Source organism: Mesorhizobium sp. WSM4904 (assembly GCF_029674545.1).
GTDB lineage: Bacteria > Pseudomonadota > Alphaproteobacteria > Rhizobiales > Rhizobiaceae > Mesorhizobium.
The window spans coordinates 4,940,812-4,960,756 of record NZ_CP121354.1 but is presented as its reverse complement, the minus strand read 5'-3'; the positions used below and the strand labels follow the sequence as shown (position 1 = coordinate 4,960,756).

Genomic DNA, 19,945 nt, shown 5'->3' with positions numbered 1-19,945 from the left:
CAAAAAGCAAAAGAGCAATTCCAGGAAAAGTGTGCCGCGGTTTTCCGTCCGGAATTGCGTGAGAAACATATCGGGGCATCGGGGCTGAACGGCGATTTGCGACCTCACGCAATTGCTGCAACCGGGAATTTTTTCGTGCATTCTTGGGAATGGCTCCGATGCTCCACCCCGACAGCCCCGCCAAATGCTGCTCCTATTGCGGCGGCCGCGACCATGATTTCGAAGAGTGCCCGAAGCGCAAGGCCGATGCGGAGAAGGAAGAGGCGGCGCGGGAACCCGAACCGGCTGTTGGCGAGGCTCCAGCGAAACTGAAACCGAGCGACACCATAACCGCAGGCGCAGCCTAGCGCGTGTGGTGCTTCAGCTTCACCGCCTTGCGCAGATCGTCATTCATCCGCGTCTGCCAGCCGGGGCCTTGCGCGCGGTAGGCACTGACCACATCGGGATCGAGCTTCAGTGAGACCGCTACCTTCTTCACTTCGGCGCGTGGGCGGCCGGGCCTGCGACGCTGCAAGGCTTCCGCCGGCTGTGCGTCGGGGTCGGTAAGAGCCGCAGCTGTCGTCGCTGCGTCCTCCTCGCCGGTTATCCGCGAAAGAGCAGCCCGGGCGATGGCGAGGGCTTCCTCGCGGGTACGCGTCGGCGGGTTAGCTTCGCGGCGCACGATTGCAGAGCGGGAACGCTTAGAGGTTTTCGACATAGTTCTCGATCTCCTTCCTCGTGGCTCTGCGCAGCGAAATGACCCGGATCGTTTCGCCTCGCTCGACATAGACCATCACATAGATAGAAAGGCCGATGATGCTCGTAGCGACCAGGCGTTCCTCGCCGTAGTTCTCACTGTCGTCGATTGCGACGAGGGCGTTTGCGAAATCGAATTCCAAAGCGAGTTCGAAATCGATGCCGTGCTTGGCCTTGTTGGTCTTAGCCTTCACGGCATCCCATTCGAAACGCATCGCCCCGCCTGTTTCGACAATTAAAGTATATACTGAAATTACTCCATGATTGCAAGATTCTCATACCATTTCACCCCCTCAGCGCATGCCCCGCCGCGTCGGCGAACGAGATGTCGCACTTGATCTCGCGCATCGCCATCGAGGTGACGGTGCGGCGCACGCCGGGCAACCGGCTGAGCTCCTCGCGCAGCATCCTGTCCAGCGCCCTCATGTCGACGGTGACGATCTGCAACAGATAATCGGCCTCGCCGGTCGTGGCGTAGCAGCGGCGGATCAGCGGGTGTCTCTTCACCGCCGCCTCGAAGGCGTCCGAGACCTCGAAGTCGATCGACACCTGGATGAAGGCCTCGATGCCGAAGCCGATCGCCGCCGGATCGATGCGGGTGGAATAGCCGCGGATGACGCCGGCATCCTCCAGCGCCTTCACCCGTTTCCAGCACGGCGTCTTGCTCAAGCCCACCTCCTCGGCCAGTTCGCCGAACGAGATGCGCGCGTCGCGCTCGAGGGCTGCCACGATCCTGCGGTCAAGCGCATCCAACATATATCGTTCTCCAATATCGCGAAAATTGACGCGATCGTCCTCCGATTTTCATCATTTGGATAACAGAAAGGAACAATGTTCAAGCCGAAAGCGCTATCCTGGCTATCTGCCGGACCATGCCGTGCGAGGAGATCAGCCATGGACAAGTCGGACTATCACGCCCGCATCGAGGCGCCCGAAATGCGCGACTACGGCGTCTATCTCAAATGCGACCAACTGCTCGCCTGCCAGAAGCCGCTCGCCGACATGGTCAACGCCGACGAGCTGCAGTTCCAGATCGTGCACCAGGTCGAGGAGCTGTGGATGAAGCTCATCGCCTACACGCTGGTCGACGTCCTCGACTATCTGGAGAAGCAGAATACCCACCGCATCGTCACCCTCATGGGCCGCGTGCACCGGCTGGTGCGCATGATGACGGCGCAGCTCGACCTCCTGGAGACGATGTCGCCCAAGGAGTACCAGCAGATCCGGCTCGAGCTCGGCAACGGCAGCGGCCAGGAGTCGCCGGGCTTCAAGCTCATCCTGCGCCTGCCGCCGGATCTCTGGCGGGCCTTCAAGCACGCCTATCTCTATAGCCACGAGCTCTCGGTTGAGGACATCTATGACGCCCATTACGACCATGGCGATGCCTACGTCGTGGCCGAGGCGCTGATCGAGTTCGACGAGCTGTTCCAGAAATTCCGCGCCAACCACCTTTATCTGATCCACCGCTCGATCGGGCTCGGCGCCAAGTCGCTGAAAGGCCGCCCGGTGGAAATCCTCGAAGGCGGCGCCCGCCACCGCTTCTTCCCCGAGCTCTGGGACATACGCTGCGACATGACCGACCGCTGGGGCGCGGCCTACGGCACCGTGCGGGACTCGATCAGCCATCCGCTGCACCGTTCTCCTTCTCCCCTTGTGGGAGAAGGTGGCCGCGAAGCGGCCGGATGAGGGGTATTCCAGGGAACGCCGACGCCTCACTCCGCTGGAACACCCCTCATCCGTCTCGGCGCTTCGCGCCGATCCACCTTCTCCCACAAGGGGAGAAGGGGAGAAAATTTCCACCCCCTGTCGGAACCATCGCCCGTCGTCCGTCCTTGGAGCATATCGACCGCTTCAACCCGGAGGGACAAACGTGGAAACGCAATCGACCTGGCAGACAGCCGCCATTCTCATCGCCCGCCTTATCTTCGCCGCCATGTTCGCGATGGGGGCGGCGTTCAAGTTCATGGATATGGGGGCCACCGCCGGCTACATCGCCGCTGCCGGCTTCCCGTTCCCGCTGTTCCTGGCCTGGTGCGCCGCGATCCTCGAAACGCTGCTGGTGATCGCCTTCCTGACCGGCGCCTTCTTCACCCCGGCCGCGCTGATCGCCGCGATTTACGTGCTCTTCCTCGGCTTTGCCTTCCACGGCCCATCGCACTGGGCCGGCAACCAGGCCGAGTTCGGCGCCTTCATGTCGCATTTCCCGTTCGCCGCCGGCCTGCTCTTCGCCGCAGCGCACGGCCCGGGCAGCGTGCTGGCGGTCCGTCAAGGCTGGCCGGGCAAGGCGTAAGGTTTTCCCTTGTCCCCGTTCACGGGAAGAAGGTGCCCGAAGGGAGGGGCAGCGCCGACCTTGCCTGGAAACCGCTCCCCTCGACCTCACATCTGGTCGTTGTAGGGCTCCTTCATCTGGCCGACCATGCGCGCCAGCTTGGAGAAGGACGGCATGTCCGCTTCGGGCTGGCACTGGTTGGCGAGCTCGAGCAGGCGGATCGGGAAGTTGACGGCGTCGCGGCTCGACGCCGACATGCCCTCGGACCGGTCCTCGCCGGTCTCGACCGCCTCGGCCTTGCGCAGCGCGATGTCGATCTCCTCGACCGTCAGCACACCCTTGCGCACCAGCACGTGATTGATTGCCGCGACGGCCATCAGCAGGCCCTCGAGTTGCAGATTGGCGACGTTCATGGCGCTTCCTCCCATTGACCTCGCCTCAAAAACGCGCGAGCCGCGTTTCCGATCCGGTACGATGCTTGGTGCCGCTGCGGGATCGGTCCCGACCAGCTGGCTGGGCCGTTTGGCGTGACAGCGAGGACCGGGCGGCCCCCTATTGCCTGCCTTGCAGGATGCGCACGAAGCGGCTGTTGTCGGCCGCCTGGGAATGGATGCCCTGAATGTCGCGATAGGTAAGGCGGCCGCTCGCCCAGGCATTGAAGAACCGGCTGCAGAACGCGGCTGGAACGCGCGAGACGCTGACGTTCATGAGCCTTGCCACAGCCTGCCTGTCCTTCAGTTGTTCTGACCCCACCTGCTTGTTGCAGTCGGCGATGATGCCTCGCTTGAAGGCAGGGCTGCCCTGCATCGCCGCTTGCGCACTGTTCCATCGGCTTTCTTTGGCGCTGGTGCAGCCGGCCAGAACTGAGGCGCCGAGCAGCACCGCGCCAAAACGCATTTCGAAACGCATCCGTCCTCCTGAAATCAAATCGCGCCCGAACCGAGCAAAATTCCATGACGCGAACAAGGCGGGCTCGGATGAGTTCCAAGTAAAATAGCGAGGCCACTACTCTACGACTTCTCGGTGGGCGAAGGCGCCACGAGCCGCCGGCGAGGTCTAGTTCCTCGACAGGGATTTTGGCCGGTCGGCTATGTTGCCTTGGCAGGCCGCATGCCTTGGAGATTGGCCGAGACGCCCCATCGCTTCGTCATCCTCGGGCTTGACCCGAGGATCCATGCCGTGACGTTAAAGTGTTGAAAACGGTGCGGATTTCTGCGCTGCCGCACTCTATGGCGGATGTCACGGTATGGATCCCAGGGTCTCCGCGACGGAGCTTCGCTCCTGCTCCGCCCTAGGATGACGAAGTTGGGAGGCTTCAGCCAATCCCCGGCGTTTGCGCTGATTTCGCCTAGATGACGAAATCGAGCGGTTCGGCGTTTCCGTGAAACGCTGAAACGCTTTAGGCCTCCATCAGGCGCTCGCCATATTCGCTCCAGAGCTGCTTGGCCTCGCGGCAGCCGAGCGGCGGCGTCGAGCGATCGCCGTAGGAGATGGCGACGGCGCTGAGATCATACTGGCCGTCGGCCTCGGCGATGAAGCGGATGGCTTCGCCGAGCGGCCTCGAATGGAAAACCGGATCAGCCTGGCCCCGGCCCAGGCTGCGAACGCCCGAAATGCTTGCTGGCACATGCCGCATCCGAAAGACGGATGCCATGGCAGGTTTGTCCATGCCCGCTCTCCGCGATTCCAATGCGGGATGATTCCATAAGGTTCGGCTAATGACCAGCCTGTGCAAAGGCCGCTGCGGACGGAGCCTTCTTGGCAGGCGACGAGACGGCAAGCCCGTCTCGCGCCCGGCCCTTCCTGCCCGGGTCTGTGGAACAGCGACGAGACGGCAAGCCCGTCTCGCGCCCGGCCCTTCCTGCCCGGGTCTGTGGAACAGCGGCGAGGCGGGCGAGCCCGCCTCGCGCATCAGCGATGCCAGCGATGGAACCAGTCAGGCTCGGGCTGCGAGCTTCTGGCGATGGCCAGCCCCATCAGCACGCCGAACAGCCCGCCGATCGCGACCGCGGTAGAAATGGTGCCTGGGTTTTGCTGCACCGTTTCGGATACGCTATGCGCCTGGCTGCGCAATTGCTTTGCCGCGCGCGAGGCGCGGCCGGAGGCGTTGCTGTAGAGGTGCGAGGCGCGGTCGGCAGCGCTTTGATACCAGCCGTGAGCCGTCTCCTCGGCCTGATCGGAAAGCATCCGGTTGAGCCGGCTCACCTCGCGCTTCAGCTCCGCGATCTGCTTCTTCATCGCCGCCTCGGAAGTGCCCGAAGCACGTGCGCTGCGGCGCGCAGCGCCTCTGTTGCGCGCGGCGCTCGTTGTGCCCTTGCCATTGCCGCTTGTCCGACCGGCGGTGCCTATGTCGTTGTCTGCCATCGGTTTTCTCCTTTTTCTTCTTGCAACGGCCACGACGGGGCATGGTTCCCGCAAAGGCGCCGCTGCCGCAAAAAGCAAGGGCCGTGGAGCGAACCCCACGGCCCTTGCGACGAAACTTGCAACGATATCGCGGCCTTACTTACCGCAGTTCTTGTCGTTGACGGTCGGCGCGGTGGTACCGGGTGACAGGTTACTGGCATCCGGCTGAGCGCCCTGCGGACCCGCCGCGCAATTGCGGTCTGCGTTCGAGTTCATGCCGTCGTCATAGGTCGGGCCACCGGTGATGCTGCCGGTCGTGCCGGGATCGACGGTATCGGGGGCAACCGTCTGGCCACTGCTATACGTGCCATTTGAGTTGCCTGAGCCCGTGCTTGAGCTCGTGCCTGAGCCCATATGGCCGGCATTTTGGGCCATCGCGGCCGTGGCAAGACCGATCGTTAGCGCCGAAGCCGCAAGGATGGTTTTCAACATGATTTTCTCCTTTTCTTGGCGAAAGGTCGTCGCGTCGCGACATGGCCCAACCGCTCGGGCCGCCCATGGTTCCGACAAAAATGCCCACCTGCGGCGACCTGTCCCGGTCGGGCATTTTTGACGGCCGGGGTTGTGGCGGGCTCGAAGGAGATAGGAAAATTTGCCTAGAGTGCGTTGCGCGGTGAGGGCAGCCATGCTATGATTTTGTTCATGGTGCTGATTTGCGCCAACGACCCGCCGACCGGCGGGTTTTGTTTTTTGGTCGCGCCTTGCGGCAGCTGCCTGCAAACGCTGGCGCGAAGGAACGCGACGCTTCCGATTACCAGCACACCCGAGCCCCCATGCCACGCTATGCCACCATCATCACCAGCGACGACGGCGCCGAGATCGTCAGCGCCGTCGGCGAGTTCGAGGGCGCGCATCTGCCGCGCCGTGCCGGTCGCGTCGAGGAAGTCGCGCCGGGCGTTCGCATCGGCATGGTCCGCGGCGGCCCGGTCGGCGCCGTCGCCGGCTTCGGCTTTCCGCGCCAGGGCCTGGACCATGCGGCGATCGCCGCCGCTGCGGCGACGCTGAAGGCAGCAGCGCCGAAGCCGCCGATCTCCCCCCAAGCCGAGGAGATGGTGGGTCCACCCTCCGAAGCTGCAGCGCAGCTGCTGCGGAGGACGGGCAGGCCAGAGGGGGGCGCTGTCCCGCCAGCCTTGCCAATTGGCCTGGCTGCATCCAACCAGGTTGACCAGGCCGCGTCGCCAAGGCGAGTTCGCGCAAAGCCGCGCAAGAAGCCGGCGCGCAAAGCCGCCAAGGCGCGCGCGGTTCGTTCCGCCAGGGCGTCGGCAGCCGACGCGGCCGCCAATGGCTGACGGAGCAGGCAAGGCGCGGCGCAAGATTGCCGGTGCCAGCACCGCAAGGGCGAAACCCGCAAGGGCGAAGCCGGCCGCCGCGCCGGTCACCCGCCAAAAGCGCTCCAGGAAGACGCTGGGCGACGATTTCGCCACGGCGCTGCGCGCCGATTTCCGCGCCTATGGCGCCGGCGTCATCGCCGCGGTCAGGGCGGAAAAGCCGGAGCAGTATCTGAAAGTCGTGCTGACGATGCTGCCCAAGGAATTCTCGCAGGGTCTCGATGCCAACCAGAACAGTCTCGGTCAATTGAGCGATGAGGAGCTCCGCATCCGCATCCGCAGCTTCGAAGCGAGGTTGCGGCCGTTCCTCGATGGCGATGCAGACCTATCTGGCGCTGCTCGAGGAGTTGGACCGACGTCGGTGCCGTAACCTTCTCGCATCCTACGCGCCTTACGAACGCCAGGCCGAGTTCCACGCGGCGGGGGCGACGAACCGCGAGCGCCTGTTCATGGCCGGCAACCAGCTCGGCAAGACCAGGGCAGGGGGCGCGGAATGGGCCATGCACCTCACCGGCCGCTATCCCGACTGGTGGGCGGGCAAGGTGTTCGACACGCCGGTCCGGCTCTGGGCCGCCGGCGTTACCGGCGAAGGCACGCGCGACAACCCGCAGCGCGTGCTGGTCGGCCCGCCGCAGCAGCAGGCCGCCTGGGGCACCGGCATGATCCCGGCCGACGCCATCGCAGAGACGGTGATGGGCCGCGGCGCGCCGGGTGCGCTGGACAGCGTCGTCGTGCGCTGGGGCGGTGGCGGCGACGTGCAGGCGCCCGAGAGCGTGCTCTCCTTCAAGTCATACGAAAAGGGCCGCGAGAAATGGCAGGGCGAGACGCTGCACGGCGTCTGGTTCGACGAGGAACCGCCGCTGGATATCTATTCCGAAGGCCTGACCCGCACCAACGCGACGGACGGGATAACGATCGTCACCTTCACGCCGCTGCTCGGGATGAGCGATGTGGTGTTGAGGTTTTTGAGTGCGGAGGCGGTGGAGAGGATCGGGAAGGGGTGAGCGCTCACTTCCCCTTCTCCCCTTGTGGGAGAAGGTGGCCTCGCGAAGCGAGGTCGGATGAGGGGTGCTCCAGCTTGGCCCCGACGTCCGCAAACCACCGCCGCCACGATCCTTCACGCACCCCTCATCCGTCTCGGCGCTGCGCGCCGATCCACCTTCTCCCACAGGGGGAGAAGGAGAAGGCAGTGCCATGTCCCGACACGTCACCTTCATGACCATCGACGATGCCGGGCACTACAGCCCCGAGCAGCGCGCCGAGATCATCGCGGCCTATCCCGAGCATGAGCGCGAGGCGCGGGCGAAAGGCATTCCGGTGCTGGGCTCCGGCCGCATCTTCCCGGTGCCGGACGAGATGATCGCCTGCGAGCCTTTCAAGTTGCCGCGCTGGTGGCCCAGGATCGGTGCGCTCGATTTCGGCTGGGACCACCCGTCCGCCGCGGTCGAGCTTGCCTGGGATACCGAGGCCGATGTCGTCTACGTGACGAAAGCCGTTCGCGCCTCCCAGCAGACGCCGGCCATGCAGGCGCTGGCGCTGAAAGCCTGGGGCGAATGGCTGCCCTTCGCCTGGCCGCGCGACGGCCGTCGTGAAACTCTGGAAGGTGCCGGCGTGGCGCTCGCAAAACAATATGAAGCGCACGGGCTGAACATGCTCGCCGGCCACGCCCGCTTCCCCGACGGTTCGGTCTCGGTCGAGGCAGGGCTGATGGAGATGCTCGACCGCATGCAGTCCGGCCGCTTCAAGGTGTTTTCCACCCTCCACGCCTGGTTCGAGGAATTCCGATTGTTCCACCGCAAGAACGGCCAGGTGGTCAAGCTGCGCGACGATCTGATGGCCGCCACGCGCTATCGCAAACTGACGCTCGCCTACGTCAGCGGCGCCGGCACCTTGCCGACCAGCGCCGACGGCATCTGGCTGATCTTCACCCGCGCCGGCGACAAGGGGGCGGACGGCACCGGCGTTGGCGACTTTTCCGGGCCGGCTTCCTCGGTGACGGACAACATCGTCACCTTCGCCGGCACGACGGGCAAGGCGGGCAAGGACAGCGGCGTGGCGGTAGGGAGCCTGGTTGCGGGGCCGGCCTCGGCCACGACCGACAACATCGCCACGTTCAACGGCGCGACGGGCAAGGTGGTGAAGGACAGTGGCGTCCCGGTCTCGAGCCTGGCGCCGAAGGCCAGCCCGGCGCTCACGGGGACACCGACCGCACCGACGCAAGCCGCCGGCGACAACAGCACCAAGCTCGCAACCACCGCCTATGTGGACACCACGTTCACGCCGAAGGCCAGCCCGACATTTACCGGAACGCCCGCCGCGCCGACCGCGGCCGGCGGCACGAACTCCACGCAGCTAGCGACCACGGCCTTCGTGGCGAGTGCTATCTCACCGCTGGCGACATCCGCCTCGGTGGCTTCCGGCCTTGCCGCAAAGGTGGACGTCGCGACGGCAAAGCTTCAGGGCTTCTACGAGAGTGCGCAGCAGACTATCACATCGAGCGGTTCGCTTACACTTGCCCACGGCCTTGGTGTAGCACCGAAACTGGTAGGGGCTTTTCTCGTGTGTGTGGGTGCCGAGAATGGCTATGCCGTTGGTGATACCATCGGCGTCAACCCGCAGAGTTACTATGACGGGTCCGCTGGCGGCCGTGGCAGCACTCTGTTCTGTGATGCCTCTAATGTCTCCGTGCGCTTTGCCGCCAACACCAATGTATACCTGATGCTCAACAAGGGCGGCACAGCGACCGTCAACTTCACGAATGCCAATTGGAGGCTGGTAATTCGGGCATGGGCTTAACGGATAGCCCAGGCGATTTCCGCCTCGGCGGCGAACTGGAGGCTTGTTGCGAGGGCGTGGGCATGAGGCTTGCAAATCGGAGAAATTGTAGCCAATAGCTGACACCATGAAAATCCTCGTTCCGGTCGAAGAAGCCATCCGTCGCCTGCGCGATAGTGCTTTCGCGAAATTGCGGTCCTTCGACTGGTTTCAGACGACCAGCATGTTGTCGCTCAAAGACGATATCATCTTGGTTACGAAACAATTCGATGACCACCAACTCACCTTTTCGCCGCGTGAAACGATCGGTAGAGACCTATTTCGGAAAGGGCACTATCAGCGCGATCTGGCGAACAGGGTTCTTGATCTGATCGGGACGCCGCCGGGGAACATACTGTTGGAACTCGGCGCGAACATCGGCACGCACAGCGTTTACCTGATGCGCAGCGGCAAGTTCGATCGCGCAATCTCCGTCGAGCCGGACCCGCGAAACGCAAAACTGCTGCGGCAGAATCTGGCTCTCAACGACCTCTCGGATGCCGTGTCCGTTTTTGAATGCGCTGCCGGCGACGGGGAAGGTTCGATCGATCTCTATTTCGGTGATGCCAATTTCGGCGCTAGCAGTGTGATCAAGCCAAACGGAGGCTCGCGATCTGTTGAGGTGCCGCTTCGTCGTGTCGATGGGCTGCTGGGCGAGGCGGGCGTCAGTCCAGGCGATATCGGCCTGGTGTGGATGGACATCGAGGGCGCGGAGCCGGACGCCTTAAAATCCATGTCCGATCTGGTACAGCGTCGAGTGCCGATCCTCATGGAATACAGCCCGGAAAAATACGGCCCGGCAAAGGCGACGGCGACGGCCGACTATCTGGCCAGCCATTACCGTCGTTGCATTGCTTTTGGGGCCGGCGGCTCTGAAAAGGAGACGGCCATTCGCGACGTGGTTGAGCAGCGCGATATCTTGCTTTTGCCGTAGCGGATGACCTAGAGGTCAAAATGACCACTCATGCCGCTGGTGCCATAGGTCCACAGGCGTTCGCCAGAGGCGATATCTTGCAGCGCGAGCAATCTGCTGAGCGATTGGCTCGGCGCCGTATGTGCTGAAGAACTCACGGACGCGTGGCCCGGCAAACCGCTTCTTGCCGCGCGTGTTGTAGTCTCGGATGGGAAGATGGTGCGGTCCGATGGTCCGACCGTTTTGGGATAGGGCAATCCCCAGACAGAACTGCTCAGCAGCATCTATTTTCGCGATCTCATGAACGGCGAGCATAGGCAGATAGGCATCGAGCAGGGCGGGAAGGTTGTCATGGTGCAGGCCGAGGATGCCGCTCTGCCACATCGGCTCATGCCCGGTCACGACATAGTCGCCGATCCGAACGTTTTGCCCTTCAAGTCTCGGGCACCAGGCGTGCGGTCCTTCGCATCTGCGCATGATCGAGCGCGCTGGTGAAATAAGCCTAAAGCCCTTCGAGGGATCGCCTGTCGGATAGTGGTCGCTGTCCATGAAAAGCAATCGATCGGCGCGCTTCAAAAGCTCGATCATGCTGCCGACCTTGATGCCGAAATGATAGCGCTGGTTGAACGACCACTGCTCTTTCTGCTCTGCCGTCACAACCAACGTTTCGACAGGATAATCGGCGAAGACTTCAGCCCGGTCGGTCGCGACCAGTATCTTGGCGGTCGGGCAGTAATGCAAAAGCTTCAGCGCGCTGAGTAGGGCGCCGCGATGATAAAGCTCGTTCTCGCCGTAGGCGATGTAACCAAAAACGTCATTCATCAGGATCAGCGACATGACAAAATATTTCGTTGATGGCAATGGCACCTATCTCGGCGGTCTCGATGGCGCATGGGTGGCGCAGGGTCCAGACGAGGAAGGAAACGAGAGGTTGCCTGTCCGGCAGTCTCCCGAACCACCCGAAAGCGCGATCGAGGTGCCCGAGGCGCCGGAAGACGCGCGCCAAGTATGGGAAAATGGCGCCTGGACCGCAGCGCCCGCCGCGCGCCAGCTTGTGCTGAAATCGGTCGTGCAGGCCCGCATCATCGCGGCCGGCAAGATGCCGCAAGCCTACGCAGTGCTCACGGCCAATCCGATCTACTTCGCGCGCTGGTTCGCTCCCGACCATCCGGCAGTCTACTGCGACGATCCCGACGCCGTTGGACTTGTACGCCTGCTCGGGCTCGACCCGGTCACGATCCTCGCCCCGTAACACTTCTCGCTACCCTGGAGGCTGCCATGGACCGCAATTTCCAGCGGGCGCTCGTACTCGAATCCCAACGCAGTTGGTCCGACAATCCCGCCGATCCTGGCGGCGGCGTCTCCAACAGCCAGATGATGCAACGTTCTAGATTGCCCGCTCCGCCGCGCACTCTTCAGCAATCCGTACTCCACCGGTCCCCTCGCACTCCGCGCATATCACGCTGACCCCGGGGCACCGATGCTGATGCGTTCCCGCCGGGCAGCAATGGCCGTTGGAACTGCGCCATCTCGGACATTCGAAGACCGTGCCGGTGCCGCCGCAGCCCCGGCACTCGCCTGTTTGCGATAACAATAAACTCATTTTGCCCCAACCCTGCGGCGCCGTGACGCCGCTAGCCCCCCCCGGCGGATTCCCAACCGCCATCTCCTGACATTACCATACGGCAATTAAGGTTTTTCTAAAGCGCTAAATCCGCGCGAACACAATTCGCCGGCAAAACTTTTCCACCGCAACCCAAGGAGCCCCCATGGACCGCAACTTCACGCGGGCGCTTGCGCTCGTGCTCGAATCCGAAGGCGGCTGGTCGGACAAAAAGGCCGATCCCGGCGGCGCCACCATGAAGGGCGTCACACTCGCCAACTTCCGCCGTTACGTGAAGCCTGACGCCGGCAAGGCCGATCTGAAGAAGATATCGGATGCGCAGGTCGCCACCGTTTATCGGCGTTTCTACTGGGATGCGGTGGCCGGCGCGGAACTGCCCGACGGCATCGACTACGCCGTGTTCGACTTTGCGGTGAACAGCGGGCCGGGCAGGGCGGCGAAATATCTGCAGGCCGTGCTCGGCGTCGCGCAGGACGGCCGCATCGGCCCGGCCACACTCGCCGCGGCGCGGGCAAAGCCCGCCGGCGTCGTCATCGACACACTTTGCGATGCGCGGCTCGCCTTTCTCGAACGGCTGCCGACCTGGCCGACCTTCGGCAAGGGCTGGGGCGCGCGCGTCGCCTCCGTGCGCGCCGAGGCGCTGCTCATCTCGGCGCAGCCTGCGGTGCCCAGCCAGCCTTCGCTCCGATCGCCGGAGCCGGATGTCGCACCGTCAGCCGTTGCCGCCTCTCGCGGTCATGGCGTTCCGCCGGCCACTCCATCGGCGCCGCCCGCCAAGGCGGCCGGCATCTTCGCCCTGGTCGCGCTGGTGCTCGGCTCGGCCGCCGCCTGGTTCGCGCATCTTCCCTGCCATCTTCTCGGAGCCTTCTGCCAATGATCGCCGTCATCATCCGCATCGCGCTGCGTTACGGCGCCGGCGTTCTCGTCGCGCGCGGCCTGCTCGGCGCCGGCGATGCCGCCGCGCTGTCGGCCGATCCCGACATCCAGATGGCGCTCGAAACCGGCATCGGCCTGGCGCTCAGCCTTGCCGCCGAGGCTTGGTACGCGCTCGCCCGCAAATTCCACTGGTCGAAGTGAGGCAGCAAAATGGTCGAGGTCGTCACCGAACTCATCCGTCAGGCTTTGCCCTGGGTCGTCGCCGTGCTGCTTTTCGTCGGCGCGCTTGTCGTGTGGTGGCTGGCATGACGGCGCTCCTGTCCTTCCTCTCCGGCAATCCGGCGCTTCTTGGCATGCTGGCGTCCGTCATTGCGGCGCTTGGCTGGGGCTTTCACCAAAGGCTCGCAGGCGCCAGGGCCCAGCGCGCCAGGCAGACCGAAGCCGAGGCGGCGGCCCGCGCGCTTGCCGACCAGATCGACAACGATATCGGCGCGCTGCCCGCCGGTGCGGTCAAGAAGGAGCTGAAGTCATGGGCAAAGGACTGATCGCCGCCGTTCTCGCCGTCGCGCTCGGCGGCTGCGCCACAGCCAAGGGCGGCTTCTGCGCGGTCTCCTCGCCGCTGCGCCTTTCCGGCAAGGCCGTCGACACGCTGTCGGACGAGGAGGCGAGGGCGCTTCTCGCCCACAACCGCAAGGGCGAGAAACTCTGCGGCTGGAGGCCCTGATGCACGACATCTTCGATCTGCTCGGCGTCAAGGGCCAGGTGGTGGCCGCCGGTCTCGCCGGCGGGGTGCTGAGGGCACTGTCGCGCCATCGCTACAAATTGCGCGAGATGGTGGCCTCGCCGATCTGCGGCGCTTTAGCCGCCGCCTATCTGACGCTGCCCGTGGTCGCCTGGGTTCAGGCGAGCGGTCTGCCGATGCCCGACGCCGCCGACGACACCACCACGCTCGCCGCCGCCTTCCTCATCGGCGTCTCGGCCATGTGGATTTCGGACATCGTGTTCGAAGTGGTGGTGAGGCGCTTCAGGTCCGCGCCGGAAGAATGAGGGGCGGCCAGGTACGGCCGATCCGTGTCAGCCGTCGGCGATCGCGAAACCGCCAGTAGGAATTTCTCCGAAAACTCCGTGAACCAATTCGCCTCGCGGTGCGACGCATGGGTGCAAATGAACACCGTCTACCCATGGAGATTTTCCGATGACTGCAATCCTGCGCAATGCACTTCTGGCCGCCGTGGCCGTCTCGGCCTTGGCCGGCTCCGCGATGGCCGGCCAGCAGATATACGAATGCGACAACACGCCGACCAACAAGCTCTGGGCCGGCCGCTGCTGCGGCGTCGGCGACGCCAACTGCCTCGGCGGCGAAAGCAAGGGGCATGACCGGGGCAATCCCGGCAACAACGGCAGGGGCGACAAGGGGCCCAAGTGAGGCTGACCTCAGGCTGCCGATGCTCGCTGGTTTGCCCAAATCGGCGAGCATCGGCAAAAATCCTGTGCTGCGTTTGGTTGAGTTCGTTTCCTCCGCCCTTTCCAATCGCTTGAGCGGCTGGAAGAAGCAGGCCACAATCCCCACCTATGGAGAAATCCAAAGGAGGTTTGACATGGCTTCTTCCGAACGCGCGGTCCTTGCCGGGGGCTGCTTCTGGGGCATGCAGGATCTGATCCGCCGCTTCCCCGGAGTGATCTCCACCCGTGTCGGCTACAGCGGCGGCGACGTGCCGAACGCAACCTACCGCAATCACGGCACCCATGCCGAGGCGATCGAGATCATTTTCGATCCAGCCAAGACCAGCTTCCGCACGCTGCTTGAGTTCTTCTTCCAAATCCACGACCCGACGACCAGGAACCGCCAGGGCAACGATATCGGCATGAGCTACCGCTCGGCGATCTTCTACACCAGCGACGAGCAGAAGCGGGTGGCCGAGGACACCATAGCCGACGTCGACGCCTCGGGTCTGTGGCCGGGCAAGGTGGTCACCGAGCTCGCTCCGGCCGGGCCCTTCTGGGAGGCCGAGCCCGAGCATCAGGATTATCTGGAGCGTTACCCCAACGGCTACACTTGCCATTTCGTACGGCCGGGTTGGAAGCTTCCCGTCCGGGAAAAAGCCGCCGCATCATAGAAAATAGCGGCTACGCAAGTAGCCTCCTGTCCACGATCACACCGCCGTGCCGAAAGGCATGGCGGTTTTTTTGCGTTCTGGGCGCTGTTCTAAGCGTCGCGACGAAACGAATTCAGGCGATGCGCCCTTAGCCTTTGGCGAGCCGGAGCGTGCCGGCAAGATGCCGACTGGCGGCCTCAGCCCTTGGCCCGGCGATTCTCGTTCTCGTGGCTGCCGATCCAGTGGGCGCGGATGCGGTCGCTGACTTCGAGATAGGCCATGTCGAGGAGGTAGGTCAGAAGCTTTTCGCCGTCGGCTTCAGCCTTCTGGCGAAGTTCTCGCAAGATCCCCTGCGCAAACTGCAGGTTTTCCATTTTGCTTGGCTGGTTCATTGGTGCCCCAATCTCTGCATGGGAAGTTTGGCTCACTATACTTGTACGAAGATTGTGGTCTGATTAACGGCGAAGCTATATCCGGTTGCTCCTGCGCTCGATCGGCAAAGCTGTTGGACATATCGCGAAAATGTCGATATTTTTCCGGATCCAATCGGATAGCGACCATGCACGAAGACGAGGGCAGCACTCCCGACAAGTTGCAAGCCATGCTTGACGTGGTTGCCAGGAGCGAACCCTCCGGCGGAGAGGCCGATATCGGCAGGCTGAAGGCCGACGCCGTCAAGGCGGCCGATGTGCTGATCGAATTCTATGGCGATGCCGCCCTCGAGCGAGCCAGGCTCATCGAGCGCCGCTCGCCCCAGTCGCATTTTGCGCGCATGGTGACGGCAGAGGTCGGCAGGCGCGGCAAGCTGCCGCCCAGAAGCTAGCCTAGAGACTGGCCGCTTCACGACGATTTGCGCCTCCTCGATTTCTCGCCAAGTCTCTGCTGGATCTCTTCCTGAATGTTGTCCAGGAGGTAGGACAGCATGTCGTGCCCGGCCGACTGCGCGATCTCCTTGGCCTGCTCGACATGGTTGTGGATTTCGCGCAGCGAATACTCCTCGCGCGCGGCATCCTGCGTCAGGTCGACGAACCAGCCGGGATAGAGAGCTGCCTCGCCCATGCCATCGACATAGCATTGGCCAACCGCCAGGATCTTGCGGAGCCCCATCTTCTCCGAGCGGACCTTGTAGACCTCACGGAAGCCCGACCTGCGCTCTATGGCCTTGCGGATCGCCAGCCGTACCCTCGGCTGGTCTTCCCGCTCTATGCTTTGCATCCACCGTTCCAGTGGCGCGCCGTGCGAGAATTCCTCGAGTGTCAGGTCGAAATAAGCGGACAGATTGGCATCACCATAGACGCGGTCGCGCTTGATGTCCCAGGTCCAAAACCCGTCGATCGGTGGATACCGCATGTGCACGTTGCGGCCGCGTTCAGGCGCCCAGGTCATGAAAACCGCCCCGTCCGGTTTCAAGAATCGATGACAGTATGTAGCAAAATTCCAAAGAAACAAAGGTGGCCTTTTGTACAGGGCCAGAGATCATAGGCGCTGCTGCTTGCTCGCAGAGCTTGAAGGCATAGTTGCCATGGCCAGAATTACAAATGATGAAAATTTTCTCTCGCTGAAACGATTTTCACCCCGCTGTCGTAATGGAAGCTTGGTACTTTGTGCGACAAGCAAAATCGTCAAAATTCGAATGCAACCTTAAGGTTGTATTCGACCGGATGCCTAGCCAAGGTTGGACATTCTATCGGTCTTGCAAGGCCGGCGCGGCAATGCTGGTGTGTTGCCTGAGCCGCGCCGGCCAAAGCGGCCTCCAAAAGGTTTCGCCGCGCCGTGGATGCTAACGGCCATTGCCGCGCCGGCAACCGACCGGTGGTTGAAAATGCGCGAACTTAAAGAAGAAGACAGGGCAGCGCGGCCGTGGCCAACCATTTGCAGGCATGTCGCCGGCTCACTGGGACCGAAGCGTTCTCCGGTCTAGGACTTAAGCCCTGCCGTCGCCAAGAACTTAGGCTGACTTCCGATACGGCTCGCGCCCTGGCTCCGGGTCACCGTGATCGGCCGCCGAATCGTCGGCGGTCCTGTCATGCTCGAACTGCCGCGCCTCGGGCAGTGGATGCAACCAGTGCTCGCGTCGGCCGATCCACAGTTCGTAGCTGGGCTCCAAGCCTTCGGTCGGCGCGACGTCCAGGCTGCCGATCATCACCTCGACCTCGTCTTCGCCGACCGATGGCAGACGGCTGCCGCAAGTCGGACAGAAGCTGCGTCCGCCATAGGTGCTGGTGATTCCCGTGCTTTCGAATGCCTGGCGCGGCCACACGGCAAAGGTCTGGTAGGCCGATCCGCTGGTCTTGCGGCAGTCCTTGCAATGGCAAAGGCCGACCCTCGACGGCGCGCCGGTCACGCGGAACTGGACGCCGCCGCACAGGCAACTGCCGCTGCGCATGATATCGTCGGACATGGCGCTTCCTCCTCATTCCGCGACGCAGACCAAATTCCAGTTCAACGTCTTGGCGTCGCCCGGGTCGTTCCCGCTACAATTCGCGCGAAGCCGCGACGGTTCCCGACATGCCTGCCAAGGCGAAGTGATTCTCAATTCGGGAAGTTGAAGACCGGCTCTTCGCAGCGGTAGACGCGGCAGGGACCGTCGCGTGTCGGAACCGCGACCGACATCGGGATTTCCGGCCAGTCGCACTCGTTGCCGTATTGGCGCACGAAACGGTCGTAGGTGTTGGGCCCGGTCGTCAGCACCGCAGCGTGCCGGCTCCGGACCAGCGCCTGCGTCTCGGCACAGGTCATGGCGCGCGTGTCGGGCCGCGCATCGGCGGCGCCCGCGGTCCACAAGATCGTGCCGGCAACAAGGGCGATCGACAGGCTTTTCATGCAGACACCGCTTCCAGTCATGGCTTTGCGGTGACAGATATGGTTCGCCGCTAGAACACCGCAAGGTATCTGAGCAGCGAGATGATGCCGATGATGATGACGACGACCTGGGCGATCTGTCTTGTGCGGCCGTCGAGCGGCAGGCGCTGAATGAGATAAAGCACCAGGATCACCACAAGGAAGGTGATCAGGATGCCGATGAGAATCGATACACCCATTTGCCTGCCTCCAGTTGTACCAGGTGGGCTGGTTCCAACGTTGTGGACGCTGGAATGGTTCCAGATCGAGGAAGACGCGTATTTAGGCGACGGCAAAGAACAGGGCAGGGGTGACCCGCTCATATGGCGGCGGCCGCTTGCGGGCCGGCCCGCCTGCAAACTCCCCGAAACGAGACCAGTCAGGTATTCCGGCCGTCACCTCCGGCGCATTCCACGCAGACGGCGCTGTATCCCGGGCAGCTCAGCCGGTGCGTCCCGTCCGGGCAGCAGTGGCCGTTGGAACTGGCCCAGCGAGCGCAAACGAAGACCTTCCTGGCGCCGTGGCAGCGCCGGCATTCCGTCGAGGGCATCAGATTCTCCTTAGCCGAGACATGATGCTCCCCTTCAACGACCGTGTTCATCCGTTTCGTCCCCAACGCCTTGGATTATCGGTCCGGTATTTTCGGAAAACATTACATTAGCTATTGGAGATATAAAAGCTCCCGGGCGGATGACGAAAGTTTCAACAGCCGCCGCTTCCCCTTTGCGCCACCCTTGCTAAAGGTGGGGCCACAAGAGCCCCGGGCAGATTCCGCCGGGCAGGATGAGCGGGAACCTCTGGCAATGACATGGACGGGCGCCGGCGCGCTTTTCATCCTGGCAGCCACCTATGCCGGCGTGGCCGTCGGGCGCATTCCGGGCCTCAGGCTCGACCGTGCCGGCATCGCGCTGCTCGGCGGGGCCGCCATGATCGCCATCGGTGCGATCGGCATCGAGGACGCCTACCGCGCCATCAATTTCGACACCATCACGCTCTTGCTCGGCATGATGATCGTGGTGGCGCATCTGAAGGTGTCCGGCGCCTTCCGCGCGCTTGGCGGTTTCGCCATCGAGCACGCGCACGCGCCGTTCATGCTCTTGATCATGGTGACGCTTCTGACCGGCGTGCTCTCCGCTTTCCTGGTCAATGACGCGATCTGCCTGGTGATGGCGCCGATCGTCGTCCACGTCACCCGCGTCATCCGGCGCAACCCGGTTCCCTATCTCATCGCCACCTGCACGGCCTCCAACTGCGGCAGCGTCGCCACCATCACCGGCAATCCGCAGAACATGGTGATCGGCGCGCTGTCGGGCATTTCCTATCCGGCCTTCACGGCAGCGCTCGCGCCGGTGGCGCTGTTCGGCCTTGTCGCCGTCATCGTCATCATCCGCATCGTCTACCGTGCCGAATTTGCGCGGCCCGCGGAGCTCAGCCCCGAGGTCTATCGCGGCCGCATGCTGCCGGGGCAGGTGCTGAAGGCGACCATCGTCTGCCTGGCGCTGGCGGTCGCCTTCTTCGCCGGCGTGCCTGTCGCCAAGGCGGCGCTGATCGCCGGCGCCTTCCTGCTCGTCACCCGCGCAATCAAGCCGCACCGCATCTATCGCGAGATCGACGGGCCGCTGCTCTTCATGTTCGCCGGCCTGTTCGTGGTGGTGGCGGGCGCCGAGCGCACGCTGCTCACCCCCGACATGATCGCCTGGGCAAAGACCATCGGCCTCGACGATGTCTGGCGGCTATCCGGCTTCACCGCCGTGCTTTCCAACATCATGAGCAACGTGCCCGCGGTGCTGGCGCTGCGGCCCTTCATCCCGGGACTCGAAAACCCCGAGCGCGCCTGGCTGGTCGTGGCGATGAGCTCGACGCTCGCCGGCAATTTCACCCTGCTCGGCTCCGTCGCCAACCTCATCGTCGCCGAACAGGCGAAGGCGGCGGGCAAGGAACTCTCCTTCATGTCCTTCTTCAAGGTCGGCCTGCCGCTGACCTTGCTGACGCTCCTCGCCGGCACGGCGTGGCTCGCCTTATAGCCAAGCTGCAGCCGACCGCAGC

General features: G+C 63.6%; 32 protein-coding genes. 18 read left to right on the top strand and 14 right to left on the bottom strand.

Going from position 1 to position 19,945, the window contains the following annotated elements; genetic code table 11:
- The first annotated feature begins 158 nt into the window (after positions 1–158).
- A complete protein-coding gene (locus tag QAZ47_RS23860) occupies positions 159–347 on the top strand; it encodes a hypothetical protein (RefSeq protein WP_278230958.1) in 189 nt (62 codons plus the stop codon).
- Here the strand turns inward: QAZ47_RS23860 and QAZ47_RS23855 are convergent.
- From QAZ47_RS23855 to QAZ47_RS23845, 3 genes are all read right to left on the bottom strand, one after another.
- Positions 344–697: a BrnA antitoxin family protein gene (locus QAZ47_RS23855; RefSeq protein WP_278230957.1), complete on the bottom strand. Its 354-nt coding sequence runs from the start codon at positions 695–697 to the stop codon at positions 344–346. The two genes, QAZ47_RS23860 and QAZ47_RS23855, sit on opposite strands and share 4 nt — an antisense overlap.
- Positions 681–950: a BrnT family toxin gene (locus QAZ47_RS23850; RefSeq protein ID WP_278230956.1), complete on the bottom strand. Its 270-nt coding sequence runs from the start codon at positions 948–950 to the stop codon at positions 681–683. Before QAZ47_RS23850 ends, QAZ47_RS23855 begins: the two co-directional genes overlap by 17 nt.
- A 70-nt stretch (positions 951–1,020) precedes the next feature.
- Positions 1,021–1,491 (bottom strand): Lrp/AsnC family transcriptional regulator, encoded by a 471-nt coding sequence (locus QAZ47_RS23845; RefSeq protein WP_278230955.1) that lies wholly within the window; start codon positions 1,489–1,491, stop codon positions 1,021–1,023.
- Positions 1,492–1,629: 138 nt separating this feature from the next.
- On the opposite strand from QAZ47_RS23845, the gene QAZ47_RS23840 reads away from it, so the two are divergent.
- Together QAZ47_RS23840 and QAZ47_RS23835 are read left to right on the top strand one after the other, a co-directional pair.
- Positions 1,630–2,421 (top strand): tryptophan 2,3-dioxygenase family protein, encoded by a 792-nt coding sequence (locus tag QAZ47_RS23840; protein ID WP_278230954.1) that lies wholly within the window; start codon positions 1,630–1,632, stop codon positions 2,419–2,421.
- A gap of 247 nt (positions 2,422–2,668) precedes the next feature.
- Complete coding sequence (locus QAZ47_RS23835; protein WP_278233863.1) at positions 2,669–3,025, top strand: DoxX family protein; 357 nt, start codon at positions 2,669–2,671, stop codon at positions 3,023–3,025.
- A gap of 86 nt (positions 3,026–3,111) precedes the next feature.
- Here the strand turns inward: QAZ47_RS23835 and QAZ47_RS23830 are convergent, their stop codons facing one another.
- From QAZ47_RS23830 to QAZ47_RS23810, 5 genes are all read right to left on the bottom strand, one after another.
- Complete coding sequence (locus tag QAZ47_RS23830) at positions 3,112–3,417, bottom strand: hypothetical protein (RefSeq protein WP_040975155.1); 306 nt, start codon at positions 3,415–3,417, stop codon at positions 3,112–3,114.
- Positions 3,418–3,556: 139 nt separating this feature from the next.
- Positions 3,557–3,970, bottom strand: coding sequence for a hypothetical protein (locus QAZ47_RS23825; protein ID WP_278230953.1), 414 nt, complete (start codon positions 3,968–3,970; stop codon positions 3,557–3,559).
- 433 nt (positions 3,971–4,403) lie between these two features.
- Positions 4,404–4,673, bottom strand: coding sequence for a hypothetical protein (locus tag QAZ47_RS23820; RefSeq protein WP_278203223.1), 270 nt, complete (start codon positions 4,671–4,673; stop codon positions 4,404–4,406).
- Between the two features lie 242 nt (positions 4,674–4,915).
- On the bottom strand, positions 4,916–5,368 hold the full coding sequence (locus QAZ47_RS23815) for a hypothetical protein (RefSeq protein ID WP_278203222.1): 453 nt from the start codon (positions 5,366–5,368) through the stop codon (positions 4,916–4,918).
- A gap of 135 nt (positions 5,369–5,503) precedes the next feature.
- Positions 5,504–5,839 carry a hypothetical protein gene (locus QAZ47_RS23810; RefSeq protein ID WP_278203221.1) on the bottom strand — a complete coding sequence of 112 codons (336 nt, stop codon included), beginning with the start codon at positions 5,837–5,839 and terminating at the stop codon, positions 5,504–5,506.
- Between the two features lie 341 nt (positions 5,840–6,180).
- Between QAZ47_RS23810 and QAZ47_RS23805 the strand changes: the two genes are divergently transcribed.
- From QAZ47_RS23805 to QAZ47_RS23785, 5 genes are all read left to right on the top strand, one after another.
- Positions 6,181–6,696, top strand: a complete 516-nt coding sequence (locus QAZ47_RS23805) for a hypothetical protein (protein WP_278230952.1) — start codon at positions 6,181–6,183, stop codon at positions 6,694–6,696.
- Complete coding sequence (locus QAZ47_RS23800; RefSeq protein ID WP_278230950.1) at positions 6,689–7,105, top strand: hypothetical protein; 417 nt, start codon at positions 6,689–6,691, stop codon at positions 7,103–7,105. The genes QAZ47_RS23805 and QAZ47_RS23800 overlap by 8 nt, the downstream gene beginning before the upstream one ends.
- Positions 7,083–7,739, top strand: a complete 657-nt coding sequence (locus tag QAZ47_RS23795; protein WP_278230949.1) for a terminase family protein — start codon at positions 7,083–7,085, stop codon at positions 7,737–7,739. The genes QAZ47_RS23800 and QAZ47_RS23795 overlap by 23 nt, the downstream gene beginning before the upstream one ends.
- Positions 7,740–7,929: 190 nt before the next feature.
- Complete coding sequence (locus tag QAZ47_RS32140; RefSeq protein ID WP_347567159.1) at positions 7,930–9,531, top strand: terminase family protein; 1,602 nt, start codon at positions 7,930–7,932, stop codon at positions 9,529–9,531.
- 106 nt (positions 9,532–9,637) lie between these two features.
- Positions 9,638–10,483, top strand: a complete 846-nt coding sequence (locus QAZ47_RS23785; RefSeq protein ID WP_278230948.1) for an FkbM family methyltransferase — start codon at positions 9,638–9,640, stop codon at positions 10,481–10,483.
- Between the two features lie 15 nt (positions 10,484–10,498).
- On the opposite strand, the gene QAZ47_RS23780 is transcribed toward QAZ47_RS23785, so the two are convergent.
- On the bottom strand, positions 10,499–11,299 hold the full coding sequence (locus QAZ47_RS23780; RefSeq protein WP_278230947.1) for a hypothetical protein: 801 nt from the start codon (positions 11,297–11,299) through the stop codon (positions 10,499–10,501).
- Between QAZ47_RS23780 and QAZ47_RS23775 the strand changes: the two genes are divergently transcribed.
- From QAZ47_RS23775 to msrA, 8 genes are all read left to right on the top strand, one after another.
- Positions 11,298–11,714, top strand: a complete 417-nt coding sequence (locus QAZ47_RS23775) for a hypothetical protein (RefSeq protein WP_278230946.1) — start codon at positions 11,298–11,300, stop codon at positions 11,712–11,714. The two genes, QAZ47_RS23780 and QAZ47_RS23775, sit on opposite strands and share 2 nt — an antisense overlap.
- A gap of 517 nt (positions 11,715–12,231) precedes the next feature.
- The gene (locus QAZ47_RS23770) at positions 12,232–12,963 is read left to right on the top strand and encodes a glycosyl hydrolase 108 family protein (RefSeq protein ID WP_278230945.1); all 732 of its coding nucleotides are present in this window, start codon (positions 12,232–12,234) and stop codon (positions 12,961–12,963) included.
- A complete protein-coding gene (locus QAZ47_RS23765; RefSeq protein ID WP_278230944.1) occupies positions 12,960–13,163 on the top strand; it encodes a hypothetical protein in 204 nt (67 codons plus the stop codon). The genes QAZ47_RS23770 and QAZ47_RS23765 overlap by 4 nt, the downstream gene beginning before the upstream one ends.
- Before the next feature lie 104 nt (positions 13,164–13,267).
- On the top strand, positions 13,268–13,507 hold the full coding sequence (locus QAZ47_RS23760; RefSeq protein WP_278230943.1) for an ABC transporter permease: 240 nt from the start codon (positions 13,268–13,270) through the stop codon (positions 13,505–13,507).
- Positions 13,492–13,686, top strand: a complete 195-nt coding sequence (locus QAZ47_RS23755) for a hypothetical protein (RefSeq protein ID WP_278230942.1) — start codon at positions 13,492–13,494, stop codon at positions 13,684–13,686. Before QAZ47_RS23760 ends, QAZ47_RS23755 begins: the two co-directional genes overlap by 16 nt.
- On the top strand, positions 13,686–14,009 hold the full coding sequence (locus QAZ47_RS23750) for a hypothetical protein (RefSeq protein ID WP_278230941.1): 324 nt from the start codon (positions 13,686–13,688) through the stop codon (positions 14,007–14,009). Before QAZ47_RS23755 ends, QAZ47_RS23750 begins: the two co-directional genes overlap by 1 nt.
- 148 nt (positions 14,010–14,157) lie before the next feature.
- Positions 14,158–14,388 (top strand): hypothetical protein, encoded by a 231-nt coding sequence (locus QAZ47_RS23745; protein WP_278075771.1) that lies wholly within the window; start codon positions 14,158–14,160, stop codon positions 14,386–14,388.
- A 172-nt stretch (positions 14,389–14,560) separates the two neighbouring features.
- Positions 14,561–15,079 (top strand): peptide-methionine (S)-S-oxide reductase MsrA, encoded by a 519-nt coding sequence (msrA, locus tag QAZ47_RS23740; RefSeq protein WP_278230940.1) that lies wholly within the window; start codon positions 14,561–14,563, stop codon positions 15,077–15,079.
- A gap of 176 nt (positions 15,080–15,255) precedes the next feature.
- Here the strand turns inward: msrA and QAZ47_RS23735 are convergent, their stop codons facing one another.
- Positions 15,256–15,432: a hypothetical protein gene (locus QAZ47_RS23735; protein WP_278230939.1), complete on the bottom strand. Its 177-nt coding sequence runs from the start codon at positions 15,430–15,432 to the stop codon at positions 15,256–15,258.
- A gap of 185 nt (positions 15,433–15,617) precedes the next feature.
- On the opposite strand from QAZ47_RS23735, the gene QAZ47_RS23730 reads away from it, so the two are divergent.
- Entirely contained in the window at positions 15,618–15,881 is a 264-nt protein-coding gene (locus QAZ47_RS23730) for a hypothetical protein (RefSeq protein WP_278230938.1), read from the top strand.
- Between the two features lie 17 nt (positions 15,882–15,898).
- Here QAZ47_RS23730 and QAZ47_RS23725 read toward each other — a convergent pair whose 3' ends face one another.
- The 4 genes from QAZ47_RS23725 to QAZ47_RS23710 all read right to left on the bottom strand — a co-directional run bounded on the left by QAZ47_RS23725 (position 15,899) and on the right by QAZ47_RS23710 (position 18,099).
- On the bottom strand, positions 15,899–16,444 hold the full coding sequence (locus QAZ47_RS23725) for a PAS domain-containing protein (RefSeq protein ID WP_278230937.1): 546 nt from the start codon (positions 16,442–16,444) through the stop codon (positions 15,899–15,901).
- Between the two features lie 562 nt (positions 16,445–17,006).
- Complete coding sequence (locus tag QAZ47_RS23720; protein ID WP_278230936.1) at positions 17,007–17,459, bottom strand: GFA family protein; 453 nt, start codon at positions 17,457–17,459, stop codon at positions 17,007–17,009.
- Positions 17,460–17,590: 131 nt separating this feature from the next.
- Positions 17,591–17,881, bottom strand: coding sequence for a hypothetical protein (locus QAZ47_RS23715; RefSeq protein WP_278230934.1), 291 nt, complete (start codon positions 17,879–17,881; stop codon positions 17,591–17,593).
- 50 nt (positions 17,882–17,931) lie between these two features.
- A complete protein-coding gene (locus QAZ47_RS23710; protein ID WP_278075780.1) occupies positions 17,932–18,099 on the bottom strand; it encodes a Thivi_2564 family membrane protein in 168 nt (55 codons plus the stop codon).
- Between the two features lie 603 nt (positions 18,100–18,702).
- Between QAZ47_RS23710 and QAZ47_RS23705 the strand changes: the two genes are divergently transcribed.
- Positions 18,703–19,923 (top strand): anion transporter, encoded by a 1,221-nt coding sequence (locus QAZ47_RS23705; RefSeq protein ID WP_278230933.1) that lies wholly within the window; start codon positions 18,703–18,705, stop codon positions 19,921–19,923.
- The last annotated feature ends 22 nt before the right edge of the window (positions 19,924–19,945 follow it).

Coding starts and splice junctions, on each gene's coding strand:
- QAZ47_RS23850 (WP_278230956.1), bottom strand. CDS start 950: ATGCGTTTCGAATGGGATGCCGTGAAGGCTAAGACCAACAAGGCCAAG.
- QAZ47_RS32140 (WP_347567159.1), top strand. CDS start 7,930: ATGTCCCGACACGTCACCTTCATGACCATCGACGATGCCGGGCACTAC.
- QAZ47_RS23705 (WP_278230933.1), top strand. CDS start 18,703: ATGACATGGACGGGCGCCGGCGCGCTTTTCATCCTGGCAGCCACCTAT.
- QAZ47_RS23725 (WP_278230937.1), bottom strand. CDS start 16,444: ATGACCTGGGCGCCTGAACGCGGCCGCAACGTGCACATGCGGTATCCA.
- QAZ47_RS23735 (WP_278230939.1), bottom strand. CDS start 15,432: ATGGAAAACCTGCAGTTTGCGCAGGGGATCTTGCGAGAACTTCGCCAG.
- QAZ47_RS23720 (WP_278230936.1), bottom strand. CDS start 17,459: ATGTCCGACGATATCATGCGCAGCGGCAGTTGCCTGTGCGGCGGCGTC.
- QAZ47_RS23860 (WP_278230958.1), top strand. CDS start 159: ATGCTCCACCCCGACAGCCCCGCCAAATGCTGCTCCTATTGCGGCGGC.
- QAZ47_RS23785 (WP_278230948.1), top strand. CDS start 9,638: ATGAAAATCCTCGTTCCGGTCGAAGAAGCCATCCGTCGCCTGCGCGAT.
- QAZ47_RS23840 (WP_278230954.1), top strand. CDS start 1,630: ATGGACAAGTCGGACTATCACGCCCGCATCGAGGCGCCCGAAATGCGC.
- QAZ47_RS23750 (WP_278230941.1), top strand. CDS start 13,686: ATGCACGACATCTTCGATCTGCTCGGCGTCAAGGGCCAGGTGGTGGCC.
- QAZ47_RS23830 (WP_040975155.1), bottom strand. CDS start 3,417: ATGAACGTCGCCAATCTGCAACTCGAGGGCCTGCTGATGGCCGTCGCG.
- QAZ47_RS23780 (WP_278230947.1), bottom strand. CDS start 11,299: ATGTCGCTGATCCTGATGAATGACGTTTTTGGTTACATCGCCTACGGC.
- QAZ47_RS23855 (WP_278230957.1), bottom strand. CDS start 697: ATGTCGAAAACCTCTAAGCGTTCCCGCTCTGCAATCGTGCGCCGCGAA.
- msrA (WP_278230940.1), top strand. CDS start 14,561: ATGGCTTCTTCCGAACGCGCGGTCCTTGCCGGGGGCTGCTTCTGGGGC.
- QAZ47_RS23805 (WP_278230952.1), top strand. CDS start 6,181: ATGCCACGCTATGCCACCATCATCACCAGCGACGACGGCGCCGAGATC.
- QAZ47_RS23815 (WP_278203222.1), bottom strand. CDS start 5,368: ATGGCAGACAACGACATAGGCACCGCCGGTCGGACAAGCGGCAATGGC.
- QAZ47_RS23730 (WP_278230938.1), top strand. CDS start 15,618: ATGCACGAAGACGAGGGCAGCACTCCCGACAAGTTGCAAGCCATGCTT.
- QAZ47_RS23760 (WP_278230943.1), top strand. CDS start 13,268: ATGACGGCGCTCCTGTCCTTCCTCTCCGGCAATCCGGCGCTTCTTGGC.
- QAZ47_RS23845 (WP_278230955.1), bottom strand. CDS start 1,491: ATGTTGGATGCGCTTGACCGCAGGATCGTGGCAGCCCTCGAGCGCGAC.
- QAZ47_RS23765 (WP_278230944.1), top strand. CDS start 12,960: ATGATCGCCGTCATCATCCGCATCGCGCTGCGTTACGGCGCCGGCGTT.
- QAZ47_RS23715 (WP_278230934.1), bottom strand. CDS start 17,881: ATGAAAAGCCTGTCGATCGCCCTTGTTGCCGGCACGATCTTGTGGACC.
- QAZ47_RS23770 (WP_278230945.1), top strand. CDS start 12,232: ATGGACCGCAACTTCACGCGGGCGCTTGCGCTCGTGCTCGAATCCGAA.
- QAZ47_RS23800 (WP_278230950.1), top strand. CDS start 6,689: ATGGCTGACGGAGCAGGCAAGGCGCGGCGCAAGATTGCCGGTGCCAGC.
- QAZ47_RS23745 (WP_278075771.1), top strand. CDS start 14,158: ATGACTGCAATCCTGCGCAATGCACTTCTGGCCGCCGTGGCCGTCTCG.
- QAZ47_RS23835 (WP_278233863.1), top strand. CDS start 2,669: ATGTTCGCGATGGGGGCGGCGTTCAAGTTCATGGATATGGGGGCCACC.
- QAZ47_RS23810 (WP_278203221.1), bottom strand. CDS start 5,839: ATGTTGAAAACCATCCTTGCGGCTTCGGCGCTAACGATCGGTCTTGCC.
- QAZ47_RS23710 (WP_278075780.1), bottom strand. CDS start 18,099: ATGGGTGTATCGATTCTCATCGGCATCCTGATCACCTTCCTTGTGGTG.
- QAZ47_RS23755 (WP_278230942.1), top strand. CDS start 13,492: ATGGGCAAAGGACTGATCGCCGCCGTTCTCGCCGTCGCGCTCGGCGGC.
- QAZ47_RS23820 (WP_278203223.1), bottom strand. CDS start 4,673: ATGGACAAACCTGCCATGGCATCCGTCTTTCGGATGCGGCATGTGCCA.
- QAZ47_RS23775 (WP_278230946.1), top strand. CDS start 11,298: ATGACAAAATATTTCGTTGATGGCAATGGCACCTATCTCGGCGGTCTC.